Source organism: Prosthecobacter sp. (genome assembly GCF_044226605.1).
Classification (GTDB): domain Bacteria; phylum Verrucomicrobiota; class Verrucomicrobiia; order Verrucomicrobiales; family Verrucomicrobiaceae; genus Prosthecobacter.
On record NZ_JBGAGS010000013.1, the window covers coordinates 265,268 to 286,980 of the forward strand.

The 21,713-nt window shown below is 61.4% G+C and carries 12 protein-coding genes and 1 other RNA gene; 9 read left to right on the forward strand and 4 right to left on the reverse strand.

The window, feature by feature from the left end:
• The first annotated feature begins 13 nt into the window (after positions 1-13).
• Positions 14-349 carry a hypothetical protein gene (locus ACILSO_RS19425; protein ID WP_395739110.1) on the forward strand — a complete coding sequence of 112 codons (336 nt, stop codon included), beginning with the start codon at positions 14-16 and terminating at the stop codon, positions 347-349.
• Positions 350-415: 66 nt separating this feature from the next.
• Here the strand turns inward: ACILSO_RS19425 and ACILSO_RS19430 are convergent, their stop codons facing one another.
• Genes ACILSO_RS19430 through ACILSO_RS19440 form a run of 3 tightly spaced genes read right to left on the reverse strand, consistent with a single transcriptional unit; the run spans position 416 to position 9,455 of the window.
• Complete coding sequence (locus ACILSO_RS19430; protein ID WP_395739111.1) at positions 416-1,075, reverse strand: hypothetical protein; 660 nt, start codon at positions 1,073-1,075, stop codon at positions 416-418.
• A 29-nt stretch (positions 1,076-1,104) separates the two neighbouring features.
• On the reverse strand, positions 1,105-8,598 hold the full coding sequence (locus ACILSO_RS19435) for an Ig-like domain-containing protein (RefSeq protein ID WP_395739112.1): 7,494 nt from the start codon (positions 8,596-8,598) through the stop codon (positions 1,105-1,107).
• Positions 8,595-9,455 (reverse strand): hypothetical protein, encoded by an 861-nt coding sequence (locus tag ACILSO_RS19440; protein WP_395739113.1) that lies wholly within the window; start codon positions 9,453-9,455, stop codon positions 8,595-8,597. Before ACILSO_RS19440 ends, ACILSO_RS19435 begins: the two co-directional genes overlap by 4 nt.
• A gap of 138 nt (positions 9,456-9,593) precedes the next feature.
• On the opposite strand from ACILSO_RS19440, the gene ACILSO_RS19445 reads away from it, so the two are divergent.
• Both ACILSO_RS19445 and ACILSO_RS19450 read left to right on the forward strand, forming a co-directional pair.
• Entirely contained in the window at positions 9,594-10,292 is a 699-nt protein-coding gene (locus tag ACILSO_RS19445) for a pseudouridine synthase (protein WP_395739114.1), read from the forward strand.
• 124 nt (positions 10,293-10,416) lie between these two features.
• Positions 10,417-11,301, forward strand: a complete 885-nt coding sequence (locus ACILSO_RS19450; protein WP_395739115.1) for a polysaccharide deacetylase family protein — start codon at positions 10,417-10,419, stop codon at positions 11,299-11,301.
• Positions 11,302-11,648: 347 nt separating this feature from the next.
• On the opposite strand, the gene ssrS is transcribed toward ACILSO_RS19450, so the two are convergent.
• Positions 11,649-11,830: non-coding RNA, 6S RNA (gene ssrS, locus ACILSO_RS19455), on the reverse strand.
• Between the two features lie 139 nt (positions 11,831-11,969).
• Here ssrS and ACILSO_RS19460 point away from each other — a divergent pair.
• The 6 genes from ACILSO_RS19460 (at position 11,970) to ACILSO_RS19485 (ending at position 21,505) form a co-directional block, all read left to right on the forward strand.
• The gene (locus ACILSO_RS19460) at positions 11,970-13,085 is read left to right on the forward strand and encodes a fibronectin type III domain-containing protein (protein ID WP_395739116.1); all 1,116 of its coding nucleotides are present in this window, start codon (positions 11,970-11,972) and stop codon (positions 13,083-13,085) included.
• A gap of 103 nt (positions 13,086-13,188) precedes the next feature.
• Entirely contained in the window at positions 13,189-13,863 is a 675-nt protein-coding gene (locus ACILSO_RS19465) for a hypothetical protein (protein WP_395739117.1), read from the forward strand.
• Between the two features lie 200 nt (positions 13,864-14,063).
• Positions 14,064-16,406 carry a sialidase family protein gene (locus ACILSO_RS19470; protein WP_395739118.1) on the forward strand — a complete coding sequence of 781 codons (2,343 nt, stop codon included), beginning with the start codon at positions 14,064-14,066 and terminating at the stop codon, positions 16,404-16,406.
• Between the two features lie 124 nt (positions 16,407-16,530).
• On the forward strand, positions 16,531-18,801 hold the full coding sequence (locus ACILSO_RS19475) for a hypothetical protein (protein ID WP_395739119.1): 2,271 nt from the start codon (positions 16,531-16,533) through the stop codon (positions 18,799-18,801).
• Positions 18,798-19,925, forward strand: coding sequence for a hypothetical protein (locus ACILSO_RS19480; RefSeq protein ID WP_395739120.1), 1,128 nt, complete (start codon positions 18,798-18,800; stop codon positions 19,923-19,925). The genes ACILSO_RS19475 and ACILSO_RS19480 overlap by 4 nt, the downstream gene beginning before the upstream one ends.
• 56 nt (positions 19,926-19,981) lie before the next feature.
• Positions 19,982-21,505, forward strand: a complete 1,524-nt coding sequence (locus ACILSO_RS19485; RefSeq protein WP_395739121.1) for a right-handed parallel beta-helix repeat-containing protein — start codon at positions 19,982-19,984, stop codon at positions 21,503-21,505.
• Positions 21,506-21,713 lie beyond the last annotated feature (208 nt).

Below are 21,713 nucleotides of genomic sequence, written 5' to 3' on the forward strand. Positions count from 1 at the left end.
AAGGAGCCAGCCCATGTTCAAGATTCTCAAATCTCTCTCCAAATCTCTCGGTGGTGCCAAGCCCGCCGAGGCACCCAAGTCCAAGGCCAAGGAAAACACCCTGCTGGACAAGGTCAACAAAGGTACGCCTCCGCCCGCCGCACCCAAGGTGGAAGCACCCAGGAGCCCCGAAGATCTCTGCGGCATCACCGCCAAAATGCCCAAGGAAGAAATCAAGGCGCAGCTCAAGCTCCTCTTCCGCCGCTACAACCGCAGCGCCTCCAGCCTGGACGCCAAACTGCGTGCCGAAGCCGAGCAGATGCTCGACGCCATCGTCCAGATGCGCGAAAAACACTTCGGCGAGATTTAAGCACAGCAGCCTTTCGTACCGCAGCCATCTCGCTCCGCGAGATGAGCCCGGCGCTCTCTCACTTGCTCAGAAGTTCCTTGATGGAGTGACTCTGAGTCCGGCAGTTTCCCCGCCAGCCGGCATGCGGCGACGCCGCAGGCAGACAACAATACCTGCGCAAAGCAGGAGCAGGCCGCGTCCTGGCTCCGGCGCCGCCGACGCAGGAATGCTGATCGGCGCTCCCGTATTATCATAAGACCAGTCTTCGATGAGGCCACCGGCGCTGTTGTTCGTGAAGATCACACGCATCCATCCGTAGTAAGGGCCGGCGCTCGCATCCGTGGTGAAGCGAAATCCCAGATACCCTTCCTGCCCCACTGCAAACTGGCCCGTACCCGTGCCGAGGTGTGAGGCCGGATCCCCCGAGCCGCCAAAACCGGAGGCATAAAACAAGCCGCCGCTGATCAAATCCCCCGCGCTAAAATTGACCACGGGATCCGTGCTGCCTGTTCCAGTCCGTGCCGGTTGAAACGCTGCACTGTTGGCAAGGCCGGCTCCGCCAAAGAAGGGATTGATATCCCAGCCCGTGATGGCGGAGCTGCTGGTGGAGGCGTTGTCGAGATTGACGTAGACACCGTCAAAGGTGGTCGGGATGGCGAGGTTTTGCAGCCCGCTGTAGATCACCGCGGCCTGCGCGGCATGACCCATGACGAACGAAAGAAGTGCGAAGGTAAGGAGGCGTTTCATGACCGGTGTGTGCGCCAAGGTGGGCGGGCTCAGTTTGCGGAGATCGAGACACGGAAGAAGCGGGCCTTCTGGCCGCTGACGAAGAAGGGGTATTTCACCGTGACCACCTGGTAGGTGCCGTCGTCCGCAGTGACCGTCGGCGTGACGGTGCTGGACTGCCATGTGGTCAGATCCGAGCTGAACTGCACGGTATAGGTAAGGCCCGCAGTGCTCTGGTCCTTCCTTCGGCAGAAGGCGGCGCGGAAGTCCACCCCATCAGCGGTGTTCGTGATCGAAACATCCGGCTGACCACGCTTGGTGATCACACCATTGACCACTTCGAGTTTGCCATTGTCGCTCGCGCCTGGATTCGTGCCAAAGGCGAACTCCACGAGGTTGCTCACCCCATCCCCGTCGCTGTCCGTCGTGGCGTCCGTGGCGCTTTTGCGGTTGAGTCCATTGGCGATTTCAAATTCATCCGTCAATCCGTCCCCGTCGCTGTCCGCCGCTCCCTGCTTGATCATCGTGAAGGTGTCATTTGCCACTCCAGTCTCTCGCAGGAATGTCGCGTTCAGCGTATTGCCGTTCACATCGAGCACCAGGGAGCCGAGGTTGTTCAGACTGATGAAGTGCGCCGGATGATTCAGCGATCCACCGCTGGTCTGACCTGCCGACCCAGTCACGCTGTACACTGCGCCGAAGTGGTCACGCGGGCCTGTGAGCGGCTTCACATAAGCGCCGCTGCCCGAGGTGCGGCCGTCGCCCGCATTCTTCTTCATGGCCGCCGTGAGCGTGGTGGAGAGGCCGTAGTGGCCGTCCAGCAGATACGAGCGCTCATAGCAGTGGCTGTGGCCGCAGAGCACCAGATCCACGCCGCCCGCTTCGAGAATCGGCAGGATGTTTGAGCGCATCTCCATCAGCTCCGTTTCCGTGTCGGAGTTGTGCGAGCCTTTGGTGTAGGGCGGATGGTGGAAGAAGCAGATGATCCACGTGCGTGTGGTGCTGGCCAGGTCATTCGTGAGCCACGAGGCCATCGCTCCCGTCGCGGAGCGGCTGGCCGTCATCGAGTCAAGGTTGATGAAGTGGATGTTGCCGTAGTCAAAGGAGTGGTAGTGCTCCGTGCCTGATGGCACCCCGCCGCACTCGCCATTCTTCGGCAGCGTGTATACGGAGAAGTAGGGATACGTGTCCACAAAAGAGGTCGCCTGATTCGTTTCGTGATTGCCCAGGCAGGACCAGAACGGCACCCGCTTCATGAGACTGCCGTAGATATCGAAGACCTTCGCTTGGAATTCGCTGTCCAGTCCCGAGTTGTACGCGTTGTCGCCGAGTTCGAGCACCAGGCTCGGGTCACGTGCGCCAGTCCAGTTGTAAAAAGCATCCCGCACACCAGTCTGGCTCGCGGTGCCCGTACCCGCGTCTCCGAGCACCCAGATGCGTGTGTTCGGCGTGCTCCCTGCCACGGGTGGCGTGGTGAACGTGTGCGCTGCATCTCCACCCGCCAGTGTGTCATACGCGGAGCCCACGCTGTAGAAGTACGTCGTGTTTGGGGTGAGGCCGGTGAGCGTCACTTCATGGTCCGTCACCGCCGCGCCTTCATCCGCTGTGCTGGTCAGGGTGGTGGCCGCCGGACCAAATTTTACCCGCCCAGCGATGCTCTGGCTGCTGCGCCAGCGAATCGTCATCGTCGTCGGCCCCGCCTGCTGCAAATACGCGGCACGTGTCAGTGTCCCGGAGCCAGGGGCTGCATTGACCGTAATGCTGACAGGACTGGAAATGGTGATGTTGCCATCATTGTCCGTGGCCCGTGCGGTCACGCTGTAACTCGCAGCCGTCACATTGGCCCAAGCATACGCATAGGGCGAACTCGTGGCCTCACCGAGCTTGGTCGCTCCATTGTAAAACTCCACCTTTGTGATCGTGCCGTCGCTGTCGCCGGCATTCGCAGTAATGTTGACCGTTGCCGGCGCAGTGAAGCTGTCCGTAGCCAGCGGCGCGGTGATGGCCACCGTCGGCGCATTGCCAATCTGCGCGCCAGCAGCGGAAAGTGTCACGTTGTCCAGACCGATGATCTGGTCCGGCGAGGTGGCCACGGCATTGTCATCCACCCAGCGCAGCAGCAGTGCCGCACCCGGTGCCCATCCGCTGCTCAGCATGAAATCCGTCGGCGGCACCGTCGTCACACCGACCGTGTTTGGCACCTGCACTCCGGTGCCGCTTAACGTCGGGTTCAGCGCGGACACATTGGTCCACGAGGTGCCGCCGTCGAGGCTGTAGAAGAGCCAGTAGCCCGGCAGTTCGTTCGCTGCCGATGCCGCGGTGTAGCGTCGTGTGTCGTAGCCGATTCTCAGCGCCGTCACGGTGGTGGTTCCCGTGTTGGTCACCTGCCACTGGATGGCCACGCCTGCCACGGAAGTTGGAGATGTGCAGAGCACCCTGTCAGCGCTGCTCGCACCCTGCGCATTGTAGCCGTTGTTGCTGGTGGCGCTGGGTGCGTTGTTCACGGTCAGTGCACCCGCTGCCGCCACCATCGCGGCGACACTATTGGCGCCATTTCCAGCAATCGGAATGGAGTCGGTCCACGTGGCGTTTGTGGTTCCGCTGTTGGCGTTTTTCATCGACCAGCCAGTGGGTGCAGTCGTGCCGCTGGTGCCCATGGAGTCAAAGTTCTCCGAGAAGGCCAGCGGCGCGTTCTGCACCGTGATGTTCACCACCGCGGAGGTCGTCACCGCGTTGTCATTGTCGGTGGCTTTGGCCGTGAGTGTGTAGGACCCCGCCGTCACACTGCTCCAGACAAAGCTGTAAGGCGCCGTCGTGTCCTCGCCGATTTTTGTGCTTCCATTGAAAAACTCCACCTTGCTCACGCTGCCGTCTGTGTCCGTGGCAGCCGCGGTGACGGTGATGGTTCCCGCATAAGCCACTCCACCCGCCGGCGATGTGATGGAAACGGCAGGTGCCGTGTTGTCGAGATTCGTCACGCTCACATCCAGCGTTGCTGAAACTGCAAACGCGCCGCCATCGTCGATGGCTTTGGCAGTGAGACTGTAGTTTCCGGTGATGACATTGTTCCAGAAGAAGGCATAAGGCGCTGCGGTGGCCTCGCCCACCTTGGTGCCATTGGCGTAGTATTCCACCTTCGCCACCGTGCCATCGCTGTCACTCGCATCCGCCGTCATGTAGATGGAGGCCGGGGCGTCAAAAATTTCACCGGGGTCAGGCTCAGTGAGTGCCACCGTCGGCGGAGTGTTGTTCACCGAAATGGTGATGAATGCCGAGAGCGTGCTGGCGCCTGCATCGTCAGTCGCCACCGCGCTCAGGGTGTGGTTGCCGGCCGTCGCTCCTGTCCACGCGAAGGAGAAAGGCGCGCTCGTGTCTGTGCCAATCTTTGTGCTGCCGTCAAAAAATTCTACCTTCGCCACCGTGCCGTCGGCATCCGCGGCACTCGCTGCCAGGTTGATCGTCGTGTTCAAACTCACGCCCGTGCCATCCGTGGGCGCGGTGATGGCCACCGTCGGCGCAGCGTTCGCCGCCGTGCTGAAACGTGCCGTCGCGCTGCTCACGGTGTTGATCGTGTCCGTCACGCTCGCATACCATTCATAGCTGCCACCGGTTTCCAGGCCGGTCCAGTTCAGCGTGGCGCTCGTGCCACCCGCCGCCACATTGGCAGATCCCAGCGGAATCCAGTCCGTCACCGCGCTCTGCATGTTGTAGGGCAGCGTGTAGGCCGCCGTCCATGAGGGCACGCTGTCGCTCGCATTGACCGCGCGGTCCAGCACCGGCGAGTAGCTCTCCACGGTGATCTGATTGTTCGCAGGGGAGAAGGTGTAGATGCGAAGAAATCCCCTGCCGCCATCCGCGATGTCCTGGTAGTCCTGCAGGATGCTGTAAACTGTGCGCCCTTGGAATACATCGCTGCGCCGCCCTTCGCCGTTCACATGGCCGCACAGCATGAGAAACAGGTTCGGATTGTCTTTCAGGTTGTCGTAGATCGCCTGGCCCTGCGTGCTGAAAGTCGCCGGATTGCCCGTGTTCACAATCCAGTGGCTCATCACGATCGCACGCCGGTTGGGGTAGGCTTTCAGCAGGGCGTCCGCCCAGTCCAGCATCGCCTGGTAGCTGCTCACCGCGCCCGCATTGTATTCCAGATGCAGAATGATGAAGTCGAGGCCGCTTGCGCTGAAGAGTTCATAGTTGCTGTTGTTGTTCGTGCCAAAGTGGCCGCCGTAGTAGTTCCGCCCCTCCCAGCGGCTGCTGCCAAAGTACTGGTTGTAGAAGGTCGTCGTGCCCGTGCCGCCGCCTGTGCCAAAGTCATGGTTGCCCGGCGCGCCACCCCACGGGATGCCGTAAGGCCGCAGGGTCGACGTCAGGTTCTCGATCTTCTTCATCGCGCCGTCCGCGTTGATCCACTCCTGCTCTTTCGTGTCGCCGTTTTCCACAATGTCTCCCATGTGGCTCACGAAGGCGATGTTCCTCGTGCTGCGGTTGTCCACCATCCATTGCGTCTGCGCATTGTACAGGCCGATCACCGCCCCAGAACTTCCACCGGAGGGATTGTGCCCTGCGTTCTCCGAATAAAACTGCGTGTCCGGCACCGCGATCAGGCTGAAATCAGCGCCGGGAGCCGCCGGCGATGTTTTACGGCCATAGAAAGTCACTGCCATCGCATCGCCCTCCGGATCGCTGAGCGTCACATTCAGTGTCGTGCTGCTGCCTATGCCCGTGGCATTGTCCACCGGAGACGCCAGCCCAATCGTCGGTGCCCGGTTTGAATTCGGCGAGACTGTGATCGGCACCGTCGCGGACACGGTCGCGCCGCCCTGATTGTCGATCGCCTTCCCGCTCACCACATAACTGCCTGCGGCCACCCCGGTCCAGTCAAAGGCATAGGGTGCGCTGGTGGCTTCGCCGATCTTCGTCGCGCCATTGTAATACTCCACCTTCGCCACCGTTCCGTCGGTGTCAGCCGCCGTCGCGGCAAAATGAACCGTCGCAGGTGCCATGCCCGAGTACGCAGCCGTCGGTGCATTCAGCGTTATCGTCGGCAGTGTGTTCGGTGTAAAGGAAGCGCCATCCACCCAGATCGGGCCGTTCGTCAAAGTGCCCGCCGGTGTGCCGCTGCCCACACTGCTCGCCGCCGTCGTTCCTGTTCCTTCATTCAAACCGTAGCGCCCGATCAATCCCGTCGCGCTGGTGATTTCATAATCCTTCGTTCCCGCGATCTCGCTCGCGCTGCGCGCATAATTCCACACGCGAACTTCATCGATGCGCCCCGCAAACGCACCCTCCGCCACTCCGGCCGAGGTAAATGCCGCGCCAATGCCGAAGTGCTGGATGGAATCATAGCGCGGCAGCGCGCCCGCCGCTGCGGTGGCGGTGCCGCAGGCCACGCCGTCCAGATACATCGTCCACGTCGCCGTGTTGCCGTCATACGTCACCGCCGCGTGGTGCCAGACGTTGTTGGTGATCGGCGTGTTTGTCCCAGTGATGGGATAATTCTGCCCGCCGGTGATGCCATTCACGGGATAGGCTTCAAAGTCCGCCACCAGCAGCCCGCTTGTGTTGATACCAAAGAAGTAGTTGCAGTCCACATTGCTGTTTTCCGCTTCGCCTCGTCCTTTGCCAAACAGCGGAACGCCAGTCACGCCACCATTGCCTGAGCTGGAGGGCACACCCGTGCCTTCTTTGCGGAACCAGCACTCCAGGGTGAATCCATTCGAGGGCGGCCCGCCGGCATTGAGTTCCGGCGCCGCTCCCATTGTCACGTAATCGTTCACCCCGTCAAACAGCAGGCCAGTGCGGGTTGCATCGGTCAGCACGCTCACGGAGACCGCGCTGCTGGTTGTCACCGCATTCCCATTGTCCGTGGCGCGTGCCGCATAGCTGTGCACACCTGCCGTGACGGTGGAGTCCGTAAAGCTGTAAGGCGACGTCGTATCCGTAGCGATGACGCTGCCGTCGCGCAGGAACTCCACCTGCGTCACGCTCCCGTCACTGTCGCTCGCCGTCGCTGCCAGCGAGACTCCCGCGCTGACGGTTGCCGTCGTTCCATTGCCCGGTGCCGTCAGCGCCACGCTGGGCGCCACGTTGGCATTGAACGGTGCGCCATCCACCCACATCGGGCTGTTCGTCAGCGTGCCGAGCGGCGCACCCGCCGTGCCCACCGCGTTGCTGGCGGAAGTCCCAGTCCCTTCGTTCAAGCCGTAGCGCGCCAGCAGCCCCGTGGTGGCGCTGGTGATCTCAGCACTCTTGCTGGCGGAGATCTGCGCCGCGGTTCGCGCCACATTCCACACCCGCACTTCATCAATGACACCGTGAAACGCACCGGAGGACACGCCCGTGGAGTTCAATGCCGTGCCGATCGCAAAATGCTGAATGCTGTCGTTTCGCGGTGCCGCGCCGGTTGGATTGGTGAAGGAAGCGTCGAGCACTCCGTTGAGATAGATCTTCCAGGTCCAGGTGCTCGTGTCATAAGTCACCGCCGCGTGGTACCATGTGTCATTCTGAATCACCGTCGTGCCGGTGATTGGATAGTTCTGCCCGGCGGTGATCCCGCTCACGCCTGCCTGCGCTTCAAAGTCCGCACACAGTTTGTTCGTGGTGGAGTCGATGCCAAAGAAATAGTTGCAGTCCACGTTGCTGCCATCCGCTTCAGAGCGCCCCTTCGTCACCAGCGGTATCGCCGCTGTGACTCCGCCTGTTCCGGTCGAGGTGGTTGTGCCCGTGCCTGTGCGCTTGAACCAGCACTCCAGCGTCAGATTGCTCGCGCCGAGCGTCGCCGTCGCGGCCCCCATCGTCACATACCGCGTGTCATTAAATGCCAGCGCCTGGCTGCTCGCTGCCGTCACCGGCAGTGCGAGCGTCACGTTGTCCAGCCCCATCACCTGGTCCGGAGAGGTCTGCTGGGCGTTGTCATCCACCCAGCGCAGCAGCAGCGTGCCGCTCGTCGCCCAGGCCGTGCCAAGCGTGACCGTGGTGGGCGCGGTCACGCTGACGCCCGTGGTGTTCGGCACCGTGCTGATCGTGGGATTCGTCGCGGAGACGTTGGTCCACGTGGTCCCATTGTCCAGACTGTAAAACAGCCAGTAGCCCGGCAGTTCATTGGCAGTGGCCGGCGCCGTAAATCGCCGTGTGTCATAGCTGATCTGAAAGGCGCTGATGGCCGCTCCGCTCGTGTTGGTGAGAGAAAGCTGAAGCACGACTCCCGCTCCTGTAGTCGGCGAAGTTCCGAGGCAGCGGTCGCCCGTGGCTCCCGTGGTCGCATAGTTGAAGCCGTTGGTATTGCTGGTGGCGGTGTAAGCCGTGGCTGCTGTGAGGGCCGTCGTCTGCGTGCCGCCCACCACACCGCTGGCTGGGATGCTGCTCGTCCACGTGGTGGCGCTGCCACCGAAGGCGCCATACACCGACCAGCCGGAAGGCGGAGCCGTGCCGGAAGTCCCCATCGAGTCAAAATTCTCCTGGAAGACGCCGTTGAAATTCGCCGCGCTCGCTTGGTGCGCGCAGGCAAGGGTGGTCAGTACAAGGGCAAACAGTTGCGGGGCTTTCATGGAGTGAGGGTGACGGAAGTTGATTCGGCGGACGTGGGTGCGAGCGCGGCCAGCGCCCGCTGCGTTTCCTCCAGAATGAGGCTCATGGCATGCGTGCCACGCTCGAGATTGGGCAGGGCCAGAATGCGGTCGCGCAATGCCGTCCATGCCTCGCGTGACTCGTCCTTGCGCCCCGCCTGCGTCAGCAGCGCCGCGCGTTTGGCCATCCACGGTTCCGGTCGCGGCGCCTGCTGCTGCATGGCATCCATTCTTTTCAAAGCCTCGTCATACCGGCCCATGGCCGTCTCCCACTCCATCGCCTTCAGCACCAGCGCCGGCACATTGCCCCGCCTCGCCATCCCCAGTTCCAGCACCTCCACCGCCTCCTCATTCAGCTTCTGCGCCGCCAGCGCTTCCGCGACCTCTTGGTAAAGATCCGGCTCCGGATCGGCCGTGCGCCGCAGCGCGTTGCGGTAGGCCTTCAGCGACTCTTCCGTCCTCCCCATTTTCGCCAGCACCCGCGCATGCGCCGTCAGTGCCACGCCATGCTCCGCATGGGTCTGCAAATATTCTGCCAGCAGCGCCTCCGCCTGCGCATGCATCCCCGCCTGGGCCAGGGCTTGTGCGCGCAGCAGGTCCAGCTCGCTTGTGTCGCTGCCCAGCCGCGCCGCGCGTTCGATGTCCACCAGCGCCGCCTTCCAGTCCTCGTGCTCCAGGTACAGGCGCGTTCGCCGCACATACAGCGTGGAGTCCTCCGGCCGTTCCTTCAGCTCGTACGCCAGCTCTTCCATCATTTCATGGAACGACCCATGACCTGATGCAATCTGAGCGCCTGCCAGCAGCACCGCCATGACGGCGCCTTTCATTCGTGTAAACATGGCCGCCATTCATGACCATCTCATCGCCCTTTGCCGCTGCTTGCTGGTCACAAAAATGGCAGTGAGTTTTTTGTCACATGCTCATGTGGCCAGATCGTCACATGGCATCTACTTGTCTTCTCTCATGAAGCATGCCGCATGAAATTGGATCGCCTCATCGCCAGCCACCAGTCCCAGGGCCGGCAGGCCGCTCACCTCGCCATCGCCGCAAGGCGTGTGCGCGTGAATGGCGTCATCGTGACTGATGGCCACCACCCCGTGGATCGCTTCACCCTGGTGGAGATCGATGACAGTGTGATCCAGCAGCCCGAGCGCGCCCTCTACCTCATGCTGCACAAGCCCGTGGGCATCCTCAGCGCCACCAAGGACGACCAGCATCCCACCGTCATCGATTTGATTGACGATCCCGGCAAACACACGCTTCACATCGCCGGCCGTCTGGACCGCAGCACCTCCGGACTCGTCCTCCTCACAAACGATGGCCGCTGGTCCAAGCGCCTCATGATGGCCGAGGAAAAAGTGCCCAAGGTCTATCTCGTGGAAACTCAGGATCCCATCTCCCCGGATGCCGTGGAGTCCTTCGCCCGCGGTTTTTATTTCCACACGGAGGACATTACCACACTTCCCGCCGAGCTCGTTCTCTTAGGCGAGCGCCAAGCCCGCCTCACTCTTCACGAAGGGCGCTATCATCAGGTGAAGCGCATGTTCCACCGCATCAGCAATCGCGTGCTCAGCCTCCATCGCCAGAGCATCGGCACCCTCGCTCTGCCCGCCGATCTGCCTCCAGGTGCCTGGCGCCACCTGACTCCCCATGAAGTGCTGACCGCAGCGCAGTAAAACGCCTCCCTTCAAAACGACGAGCCAAAAACCAAGAACAACGAAGCTTCCCGTTTTTCAGAAAATCCAGCTTTCCCAGATCTCCTTCACCCCTTATTCTGCCCTTCTTGTGATCTCCCCACGCATGTATTTTAGCATTTGGTTTGGCATCATGTTGACGGCCCAGTCCGGCTGCACAACGCCCAAGGCTGCGAAGCCGGAAAAAATCGACGTCTCCGAAGCTCGCAAGGCGACTCCCTACGTCGAAAAGGAAAATCCGCTCGCCAAGCGCCTCAACAACCCTTCCTCCATGCCCGTCGTGCCTCCAGCAGGCGCGCGCATCTCCTACTCCTCCGTCAAGATCCAGCAGAAGACGCTGGCCATGACCTTCGACGACGGCCCCCATCCCAGTCTCACCCCCAAGCTGCTCGACATCCTCAAGGAGCGAAACATCAAGTGCACCTTTTTCCTCATCGGCCAGCAGGTGAAGATGTACCCCAGCATCGTCCGCCGCATCATCGAGGAAGGGCATGAAATCGGCAATCACACCTGGACCCATTGCAGCCTCACCAGCCGTTCGGACGAGCAGATCCGCAGCGAGCTGAAAAAATCCGAAGACGCCGTCTTTGAAGTCGCCGGCGTGCGCCCGCATCTCGTGCGCCCGCCTTATGGTGCCATCAATTCCCGCATCAAAGACCTGATGTTCTCAGAGTTCGGCTACTCCACCATCATGTGGTCGGTCGATCCCCAGGACTGGCGCCGCCCCGGTGTGGCCGCCGTCACCAGCCGCCTCGTCAATGGCGCCCATCCCGGTGCCATCATGCTCTCGCATGACATCCATCCCCCCACCATCACCGCCATGCCCGGGATGTTTGACCAGCTTTTGGCCAAGGGCTATCAGTTCGTCACCGTCAGCCAGCTCATGAACATGGAAAAAGCCTCCATGCCCGTCGGCGTCATCATCCGCCCCGCCGAAAAAATCAACGACGCCGACCCCAAGCCCCTCCCCGAGAAAAAGCCGAAGGCCTGATGCAGCGCGGTATCCCGATACCGCGCCGGCACCAAACTCGGTGTCGGAATACCGAGCCGCACGGCAGACTTTAAGCCTCCGGACTCTCCCTCCGAAAGCGCGTAGCGCTGACATAACCGTAGCCGTGGGTGCCAACCCACGGAACCGTATCACCCATCCCTTTCAATGTCGTGGAACCGCGTAGCGGTGACACCAAACGCCGCCCTCACCCAAACCTGACAGCACCAGCGATAGAGCGGGTGTTTCAAACACCGTCCAGATTGTAGAGCGCGGGCAAATATCCAGACAGGAAGCGGCGGATTGAAATAGTTGAAAAAGGAAAGCGCCCCGGGCGGAGCCGGGACGCTTTCAAACCCACATGTGCCGTCCGAATACAAAGGGCTCACGTATCCCATGAGTCCAGGTGGGAACCCGCATGATGAAGCTCTGTCTTCCAGTAAAGGCATGACATGTCACTTCAGTGCGCAGCCCCCGGGTTAGATTAATCGGGCCGGGCCACAAAGCTCGAAAACGAACACCGCAGGAAATTTTTCAAAGAACAGGCCGCGGCAGAATGCCCGGCCGGAATGCACGAAGAGTATCCCTTGATCGGAGCCGGATCAAGCGCGGTGTCGTCTCTCTTCTTTGGAGAATCCACACCCTCTCTGCGTTTGTTTTCTCTTACATTCATGACGCGAATCCTCCTCTTTCTCCTGCTCTGCTCCACTTCCAGAGCCGCCTCCATCCAGCGCATCTGGCTGACCATCCAGCGCGAGGAGCCCACGCACCTCACCGTGAACTGGGAAACCGCCCAGCCCGCAGACTCAGAGGTTTCCTATGGCACCAGCGCATCTCTGGGAAGCAAGGTGGCAAAAGCAGAGGAGGTCACGCTGCACCACATCGAAATCCCAATCTCTGAAAAAGACGCCACCTATCACTACCAAGTGCGCAGCGGCACCGAAACGTCTGAGGTCTGCACGTTCAAATCCATGCCCTCCCAGGAACTTCGCATCGCCGTCGTGGGCGACTGGGGCTTCGCTCAGCCAGACCTCGCCGCTTTGATCAAAGACGACCCGCATGTGCTCATGACCGCGGGGGACAACGTGAGCAGCCTCCATCAGCAGGGCAGGGAAGGGACGAGGGCCTTCAGCGCGCTGATCGACTCTCAGCCCAAGGTCTTCAGCAGTACCATCTTCATGCCCATTCTCGGCAATCATGACCGCGAAATCCGCTCACGAGGCCCCAAGCCGCCACCCGAGGCCGTGTATGACGTGGACGCCACCGCCTATCGCGAATTCTTCGCCCTGCCCGGCAATGAATGGAACTGGACGCTCTCCTTCCCCGATTTCTCCGCTCGCATCGTCGCTCTCGATCTCGAGCATATCCAGGACATGGGCACCACCTGGCAGACCGGTCATCCCTTCGATGCCGCCTCAGCCCAGCTCGCTTGGTATCGCCAGCAGATGGAGCCATCGCATACCGGCCACACCATCACTCTCCAAAACGAACGCAACGCCACCATGCGCAGCCAGCTGAAAGGCGAGTGGGGCCGCCTCTTCCAGCAGGGCACCGCCGTCATCACCGGCTTCGGCTACTTCGCAGAGCGCGCCATGGTGGACGGCTTCCCCTACTACAACACCGCCCTCAAAGGCAACGGCGACAAATATCCCGATCCCAAGTCCTCCTTCTTCGCCAGCGAGCACAGCTACATCCTCCTCACCTTCAAACCCAGGTCGCCCATGAAGATCGAGATCAAAAAGCTCACAGGAGAAGAGATGGATGCCCAAAGCTATCCGGCAAAGTAGCCCTCTCGCTCCGCGAGAGGAGCCCAGCGCTCCATGCCCGCCCGTGCTACCGCATTACGAAGCGCAACATTCCCTGCGCCCGCACGTTTCCCGCGCCACCACCATGAAACTACTCGCCTTCCTCTGCCTCGCCACGCTCGCCTCCGCCGCAGACATCCCCGCCGAACCCATCGCGCAAAAAGGCGAACTCATCCTCGACGACAACTTCGAGCGCAAAGATCTCGGTGAATGGAAATCCCTCATCCCCACTTTCGCCATCGAAGGCGGCGAACTCAAAGGCTGGCAGACACGCTCTGACCACGGTGCCGTGGGCCGCGTGTACCGCCCGATGAAAGACGTGGTCGTCGAGTTCAAATTCAAACTCGTCGGCTCCACCGGATTCAACGCCGTCTTCGACGATCAAAAATTCAAAGGCTCCCACGCTGGCCACATCTGCCGCGTCGCATTCGCCCCCACTCAGATCCGTCTCGGCGATGACAAAGAAGGCGTCATGCGCAACGACATCTACGAAATGCGCAAAGACCCCGCGCACAAAAAAGACGCCGACAAACTCCTCGAAGGCCGCGGCTCCGCCGCCAGCTTCAAACTCGAGCAGCAAAAATGGTATCAGGTCACCATCGAACTGAAATCCGACGAACTCCGCGTCAGCGTGGACGGCAAGCCCGTCGGTTACCTCAAATCCCCCGGCATCGCCCACGAAACCAAAAGCAGCTTCCACTTCACCGTCAACGGCCCCGGTGCCCTCTTCGACGACGTCAAGATCTGGAAGGCCAAGTAAGAAAGTACGATGGGCACTCCTGCCCGTCGATCAGCGCTCCCGCCAAAGCCTCTTGTTCTCGAGAAACCCATCCTGCCGCCACAACAAAGGCATGGCCCTCCCGCGTCCGCACTCTTGTAGGTGTTAACATAACACACCAATTCCCCCTTCCTCCCCATGAACCCCCTTTCCACCGGCGTTCTTCTCCCACAATCCCAGCCATGAAACACACGCTCCTGCTTCTCTCCCTGTTCGCCGCTCAAGCCTGCGCCCAGGACAAAGCCCTCGCCGATCTCACGCTCGAACCGCCCGTCATCAACACCCAGCCCGGCCCCGAATACGACGCCGAGAAGCGCCCCGGCAACATGATCATCGGCATCGACCGCACACCCAAAGGCCGCCTCTGGGCCGCATGGGTCGGCAATGGCGACTCGCCCAATGGCTTCTTCATGCTCGCCTCCAGCGACGACGACGGCAAATCATGGTCCAAGCCCCGCGTCGTCATCGATCCCCAGGACGGCGAACTCAACGGCGTCAAATACGAACGCCGCGCCCTCGTTGGCAATCTCTGGACCGATCCTCTCGGCCGCCTCTGGTGCTTCTTCGATCAAAGCCTCGGCTACTTCGACGGCCGCTGCGGCGACTGGTTCATCCGCTGCGATGACCCCGATGCCGCCGAGCCCAAATGGACCGCCCCCACACGCTTCGCCGACGGCTGCACCCTCAACAAGCCCACCGTCCTCTCCAATGGCGACTGGCTCCTCCCCGTCTCCCTCTGGACCCGCGACCGCATGCACGGCCCCGGCGTGGACAAAGAAGCGCACAAAGACCTCGACGTCATCCGCATGGCCAACGTCTTCGCCTCCACCGACCAGGGCAAAACCTGGACCCGTCGCGGCGGCGTCGCCTTCCCGCGCACCGACTTCGACGAACACATGATCGTCGAGCGCAAAGACGGCACTCTCTGGATGCTCGCCCGCACCAAGGACGGCATCAGCGAAAGCACCTCCGCCGACAAAGGCGCCACCTGGAGCGAACCCCAGCCCTCCTCCATTCAAAATCCCAGTGCCCGCTTCTTCATTCGCCGCCTCGCCTCCGGCAAACTCCTCCTCGTCAAAAACGGCCCCATCAATGTGCGCCTCCCACGCCGCTCAAACATGAAAGCCTTCCTCTCTGAAGATGATGGTAAGACCTGGGGCAAAGGCTTCCTCATCGACGATCGCGCCGAAGTCTCCTATCCCGATGGCTTCCAGGCTCCCAATGGCGACATCCACATCCTCTATGACTGGAACCGCCACACCGACGCCGAAATCCTCCACGTCAAATTCACCGAGGAAGACATGCAAAAGCAGGCCGAAATCGGCAAGCTCACCATGGACCCCGAGGAGATCAAACGCCGCGCCAAAGTCGGCAAAGACCTCGTCAACAAAGCCCTCGCTCCCAAGCTCCCCAAATCCATCACCCCGGACCCCAAATGGGCCGCACAGGCACTTGAAGACGCCAAACAAGATTTCAAAAGCATCCCCTACGATGGTGTGACCCCCAACAAAATGGTATGTGATACCACCCTGCGCGAGCTCCCCGACGGCTCCTGGATTCTCTTCATCCTCGCCGGTGGCGATACCGAACCCAGCCCCCTCAACTACACTGGCGTCACCCGCAGCCACGACCTGGGCAAAACCTGGACCCCGCTGGAGCGCTTCGATGTCGGCTTCCCCCGCGAAGGCAAAACCATCGGCCAGGGCCCCACAGAACTCATGATCCTCGGCCAGCGCAGCACCCTCTTCTTCTCCACCCACTCCAAGCACTGGGCCAATGACTGGCGCTCCTGGTATCTCACCAGCGATGATTCCTTCAAAACCTGGAGCAAGCCCATCGAAGTCCCCGGCCGCCTCAAAGAGCGCACCTTCATCCGCAAGCACATCGTCTGCAAAGACGGCCGCATCATGGCCCCCTTCCAGCACTACGTCGGCCCCGACGATCAGCAGGATCGCGCACCGCTCGACCGCGACTTCACCAATCCCCGCAACGGCGTCCTCATCAGCAGCGACGGCGGCAAAACCTGGAGCGAACACGGCAACATTCGCCTCACGCCGAACAGCCGCTATTTCGGCTGGGCCGAGAACGATCTCTTCGAGCATCCGGATGGCCGCATCACCATGGTCATCCGTGGCGACGGCCTCGGCGGCATGCTCTACAAAGCCGAAAGCAAAGACGGCGGCCTCACCTGGCCCGAATTCGCCTCCATCACCCACATCCCCAATCCCGGCAGCAAAACCACCCTCTACAATCTCGGCGGAGATCGCGTCGCCATCCTGCACAATCCCAACAGCAAACACCGCAGCCCCATGGCCCTGTGGATCAGCTTTGATGGCATGAAGACCTGGCCCTACCAGCGCGTCCTCCAGCAGGAGTCTGTCGATGGACCCAAAGGCCGCATGAACTACCCCGACGGCTTCGTCAGCAAAGACGGCCAGTGGCTTCACTTCGCCTTCGACGACAACCGCCACCGCGCCGTCCACTACAGCGCCAAGCTGCCTCCAGCGCAGCCTTCCGCACATTAGCCCTCTCGCTCCGCGAGAGGAGCCCAGCGCTCTCACCCGCACCCATATCTCCCAAACCTTCTCCCGCTGCACATGAACAAAAGGAAGTGATGGCGCCGTACTGCCTGGCAACGGTTCTCCCACCATGCGTTCCTCATCGGCTGCCCTCTCTGTCCTAGTTTCACTGGCTCTGTGCACAGACAGCTCCCTGGGCCAAGGACCCCAGGACCTGTTAAAGGAATCGTTTCAAATCGCGGTTAAACGCACCGACAAAGGCGACACGCCGCTCACAGCCGCTCTGCGTCTCGGGATCACCATGCGCATGGCTGGCATGAAGTCGGAGGCGGTCGAAGCGCTCGATCATGGTCTCAAAATGTGTGCTGCCACCAGCGATGACGATGTGCGCGATGAGACGACCGTGGAATTCTGCCGGGAGCTGGTGCTCACCGGCCAGATTGCAAAAGCACGCGAGCTCGTGGCCGGGATCAAAATGCGCGAGTATGATCTCGTCGCATGGCTTTTCATTGCCCAGGCTTCACTCGAAACAGGTGATACCGGGGAGGCCGGCCGCGCCATCACGGATGCCCTGAAGCGCGTGGAGACGAGCGGACGCAAGCTGGAGAACATGGGCCATCCCACCGTCTGCGCGCTGGCCCGTCTGTGCCGCCACGTGGACAGGCCGGAGCAGGCGCGGCGTTTCATGGCCTGCGTGGCGGATGCACGTTGGAAGTCCGCCATGCTGGGAGACGAGGCAGAGGCCCTCGCGCAGAAGGGGGGGATCAATGACGCCCTTCGCGTCGCAGCCGAATGTGGTGACACTCACCTGGCCGTACTGGCTCACGCCCGGGTGGCGGCGTCACTGATCCGGCAAAAACAATCACCAGAGGCGGCTCTGGCGGGGCTGCAGAAGGCAGCCGCCAAAATCGAAGCGGGAGACACGCGAGACTTTGCACTGCGCGTTGCCTCCGGTCGGATCGCGGCTGCGGGAGATGCCGAGGCCGCAATCAAGATCGTGCAAGACATTCGCAGCCCGGTGATACGTCTCCTGGCAACGATGCCGATGGTGACCGCTCAAAACTTCGGAGCGATTCTTTCTGATGTCTGCGCCACTGAAGAGTCGGACAAGCCGATGCTGTCTGAAGTGCTCGTGATCTGCTGCGCTAAAAAAGGCATGGTGGATGAGGCGCTGAAAGCGGCGGCGCAGACCCGTGAAGGCTGGCCGCGTGTGCGTGCTCTGTGCGGCGGGGCCAGGCACCTCAAAGCACCTGCTGCCGCAAAACTGCTGGAAGCCGCCACTCGCGAGCTGCCGGCCATTTCAAATCCCTCCTGGCGCTGCCACGCGCAGGAGGAAATGGCGCTTTGCGCCTACCGTGCAGGAGATGCGGAGGCTGCGGCCAGGCACATCGCTGCCGCCTGCGACTCTGCGCTTCGTCTTACGGTTCCGGAAGAAACGGCACATGCATTGCCCCAGGTGGTGGAGTCCGCCCTTGTCGTGCAGAACAAGGCGGTGGCTTTGAAAACACTCACCGAAGCGCTCAAGCGTGAGCTGGAAGCACCGCTGCGCGAGACCCTGCTCCCGATGTTGATCGATGCGGGCGCGGCCGATGAAGCGCTGCAAGCTTGCGCCAAGACTCCGCTCAAGGAAGATTTCCCTCAGCGCATGGTCGCCTATCGTCTGGCAAAAGCAGGCCGTGTGGCCGATGCGGTGAAATACGTCAGCGCCGCGCACTATCGGGTCAAGGCGGAGGCGCTTGCGGACATTGCCCTGGCCCAGCTGCCTGCGCCGAAGATCGTGGAGACGAAGCCGAAGCTCGTCGGCATGTCATTCCATGGCGGATGGATGTACTGGATGGCGCGCCTGGAGCGCCTCGGCCTGCCGTGGGAGATCATGCCCTTCAGCACGCCCTATGCCGCAGGATCCGCGGGCCTCGCGGCGAAGTATTCCATGCTCGGCTACCCGGGCACCGGCGGTCATCAGATCCAGGTATCAGCGGCAGGTGAGGATCATGTGCGCGATTTCCTGCACGGCGGCGGCGGCCTGTTTGGCATCTGCGCGGGCCAGTTGTTTGCGAACGGCCATCCCTACGGTCACAAATTTGTCCCCACTGACTTTTACTACATGCGCGGGCAGGGCGCACATCAGGTGCAGATGCCCAAAGCCCATCCCATGAGCCTCACCCTGCCGCGTGAAATGATCATCACCCGCATGAACGGAGACTTCCTTCTGCCCCGTGCGGGCTGCGATGTCATTGGCTGGTATGATCGCCAGAATATTTGCGCAGCCGTGGTCACGGCAAACTATGGCCTCGGCAGGGTGGTGGCCTCCAGCCCGCATCCGGAGAGCGGCTCTGAATACAACGCAAACGACCGCCTCTGCATCGCCGCGATGCTCTGGATTCTGGAGGAGATGCCATGAGACTTTTTCTCCTTGTCGCTCTCATGATGGCGTCCACTGCCGCAGCATCGGCGGCCGATGTTCTGGTGCTGGATGCGCCAGACGCAGAATTCATGCACGAGGCACTGAAGCGCATCGCGTGTCCGTTTGATCGCGCGGCCAGTGTGGACGGGAAGCATCGCATTCTGATCCTCTGCGGCAAAGATGTGCAGGCCCGGGAAAAGGAAGTGGAGGCGTTTTTGCAAAGCGGTGGAAATGTTCTCGCCATCGGCGAAGGCGCGAAGTGGATGCTGGAGGCGAAGCTCTTTGACGCGCAGGCATATTATCCGTCCGGAACCACCCTTCATCAGTCCACCTTTGATGGCTATCACCGCCTGACCTTCGGCTATCCCGAAGACAAACCCTACAACAATTGGATCACCGGTGTGCCCATGCTGCTGCGCGCTACCGAAGGGCCGCTGCTGCGCCTTGGCGCGAATGCCACTTCCGTTCTGGCGGCCGGCGGTCCCTTCTCCCTGGCAGCCTTTGAGCGCAGGGGCAGAGGCATGGCCCTGCTGATCGGGCCTGATCCTCAGGGCGGGAACGAGTTCCTCTCGCTGACCAAGCCAACTCCCAAACGCGGGAATGAACTCCACACGGACATGCTGCTGGCGAACGCCATCGAGTGGCTGCGCGATCCCACCTGCAACCTGATCCCCAATGGAGGTTTTGAAGCCCGGGCAGAGCAGGCTTCCGAAAAGAGCCACTGGGAGATCGGCCTCAACAAGGGTGCAAAAAGCGAGTGGATGAAAACGGACTCACTCGAGGGAAAAGTTTACCTCAAGATGACCGCACCCGCCGGCGGCTCCGCCACCGTGACTCCTTTCATCCCCATCGCCGTGGAGAAGGGCGGAACATACCAATTTTCCTGCCGCTACAAATCGACGGGCATCGCCTCCTTCATGGCCCGCCATCTGACGAAGCCAGACGAAAACATCAGCAAACTCGATCAGCACAATGTGCCTCTTCCCGTTTCACCAGAGTGGACGAAGTTCGAAACCCGGCTGGTGCTTCCGGAGAGCTGCCACTATTTGAAAATCAACCTGCTCATCAACAAGCAGGGAGACCTCTGCGTGGATGACCTCACGCTCAAGGCAGTACCGTGAAGCCTCGGGAATGCGCATGACAGGAGCGCTGAGTTTCCTACGTTGAGCCGCATCTCATGATCTCCTTTCCCAACCCTGCGACACTGTTTGTGTGTTTGCTCTTCGCGTCATGCGGCGCCACAGCCGCCGAAATTCAGGTGAAGAATTCTGGAGACACGCCCCTCGCCAAGGCTATCGCATCCGCAAACGCAGGCGACATCCTCGTCCTCGCCCCCGGCATCTACCACGAGCAAGTCCGCCTCGAAAAACAGCTCACCCTTCGCGGCGAACCCGGCGCTATCATCGATGGCACCACACCTCTTGAAGCCGAATGGTCCGCCGCTTCAGGCATGGACAAAGTCTATGTCGCCTCATTCTCCAAACGCCCCGAAGGCCTCCTCGTCGATGGCAAATTCATCGCCGAGATCCGCCTGGATCGCGCCGAAAAAAGCGGTGAGTGGCACTGGCAAACCCTCCTCGTCAAAGGCCCGTCCCTCGGCGGCTTCAAGCACATCCGCGCCCTGTGGATGTATCACCCCAACGAAAAGAAAATCTACCTCCGCCTCGAAGACGGCGCAGCTCCGGACAAAGCCACACTCTCATTCACCCCTTCGCGTAACCCCCTGATCGAAATCGCCGCCGCAGGCGTGGTCGTCGAAGGCCTCACCCTCCGCGGCGGCAGTGAGGCCATCGTGCTCGGCGAAGGCGCAAAAGACTCCGTCATCCGCCGCTGCAAAGTCACCTCCTATGAAAACACCGGCATCGCCCTCACCGGCGGCGCTTCATCCTGCACCGTCGAGGATTGCGACATCACCCGCGGCGCCTTCGAAGAATGGCGTGCCACCACTGAAAACCGCCGCGAAAACTACGAGATCTGGAAGATCCACAAAGACGTCGGCAAATACGACCGCGTCGGCATCGAACTCATCCGCGCAGGCACCAACAACCGCATCCTCCGCAATCACCTCGACCGCACCTTCGACGGCATCTGCCTCGGTGACTCCAGCACTGAATCCCTCGACAAGCCCCTCATCGATCCCAATCACGGTCGAGGCACCGAGATCGCCGAAAACATCATCGAAAACACCCGCGACTCCGGCATCGAACTCGGCGTCGGCTGCATCGATGTCAACGTCCATCACAACACCCTGCGCCACACCCACGGCGGCCTCCGCTTCAAGCTTCCCCGCATCGGCCCCGTCTTCATCCATCACAATCACCTCATCGACGGCACCCCCTTCAATGTCTGGTTCAGCATGGACTCCTCACCCGCCGAAGGCTACATCTACCACAACACCATCACCGGCGGCTCGGACGCAGCGTTCGTCTATTCCTCCTTCAATGCCAAACGCGACTTCGCCACCCCTAAGTGGCACATCCTCAACAACCTCATCCTGCAGGTAAAAGACGGCTTCTTCGACCAGCGCAAAGGCACCCCACCCCGCGACTTCACCGAATCCCACAACATCACCACCGACGATCCAAGCGCCGCCATCGGCGCAGGCCTCGATCTCTCCACCTACCGCCAAGGCAAGCCCCTCCCCGGCTGCGAACCCGGCTACTTCAAAGCCAAAGCCCCCGACGCCGGCTCTGGACAGTAGCCATCTCGCTCCGCCGAGATGAGCCACAGCGTCCTCGCCGAGCGACGCACATCCCGCCCACCCAGCGCCAGGTAGGGCGGGCTGTCCAGGCTGTGTGAAAACTATTTCACCGGTTTGACCGGGGGCGTTCATGCGCAACAAGATGGGCATGAGCCACCTTCGAGGAACTGATCGCAGCGAACTGCAGATGCTGCCGCCATGCCTGGAT

What these genes read in the sequence shown, in the direction of transcription:
- ACILSO_RS19450 (WP_395739115.1), top strand. Translation starts at nt 10,417, where the DNA reads ATGTATTTTAGCATTTGGTTTGGCATCATGTTGACGGCCCAGTCCGGC.
- ACILSO_RS19470 (WP_395739118.1), top strand. Translation starts at nt 14,064, where the DNA reads ATGAAACACACGCTCCTGCTTCTCTCCCTGTTCGCCGCTCAAGCCTGC.
- ACILSO_RS19430 (WP_395739111.1), bottom strand. Translation starts at nt 1,075, where the DNA reads ATGAAACGCCTCCTTACCTTCGCACTTCTTTCGTTCGTCATGGGTCAT.
- ACILSO_RS19435 (WP_395739112.1), bottom strand. Translation starts at nt 8,598, where the DNA reads ATGAAAGCCCCGCAACTGTTTGCCCTTGTACTGACCACCCTTGCCTGC.
- ACILSO_RS19460 (WP_395739116.1), top strand. Translation starts at nt 11,970, where the DNA reads ATGACGCGAATCCTCCTCTTTCTCCTGCTCTGCTCCACTTCCAGAGCC.
- ACILSO_RS19445 (WP_395739114.1), top strand. Translation starts at nt 9,594, where the DNA reads ATGAAATTGGATCGCCTCATCGCCAGCCACCAGTCCCAGGGCCGGCAG.
- ACILSO_RS19425 (WP_395739110.1), top strand. Translation starts at nt 14, where the DNA reads ATGTTCAAGATTCTCAAATCTCTCTCCAAATCTCTCGGTGGTGCCAAG.
- ACILSO_RS19485 (WP_395739121.1), top strand. Translation starts at nt 19,982, where the DNA reads ATGATCTCCTTTCCCAACCCTGCGACACTGTTTGTGTGTTTGCTCTTC.
- ACILSO_RS19480 (WP_395739120.1), top strand. Translation starts at nt 18,798, where the DNA reads ATGAGACTTTTTCTCCTTGTCGCTCTCATGATGGCGTCCACTGCCGCA.
- ACILSO_RS19465 (WP_395739117.1), top strand. Translation starts at nt 13,189, where the DNA reads ATGAAACTACTCGCCTTCCTCTGCCTCGCCACGCTCGCCTCCGCCGCA.
- ACILSO_RS19475 (WP_395739119.1), top strand. Translation starts at nt 16,531, where the DNA reads ATGCGTTCCTCATCGGCTGCCCTCTCTGTCCTAGTTTCACTGGCTCTG.
- ACILSO_RS19440 (WP_395739113.1), bottom strand. Translation starts at nt 9,455, where the DNA reads ATGTTTACACGAATGAAAGGCGCCGTCATGGCGGTGCTGCTGGCAGGC.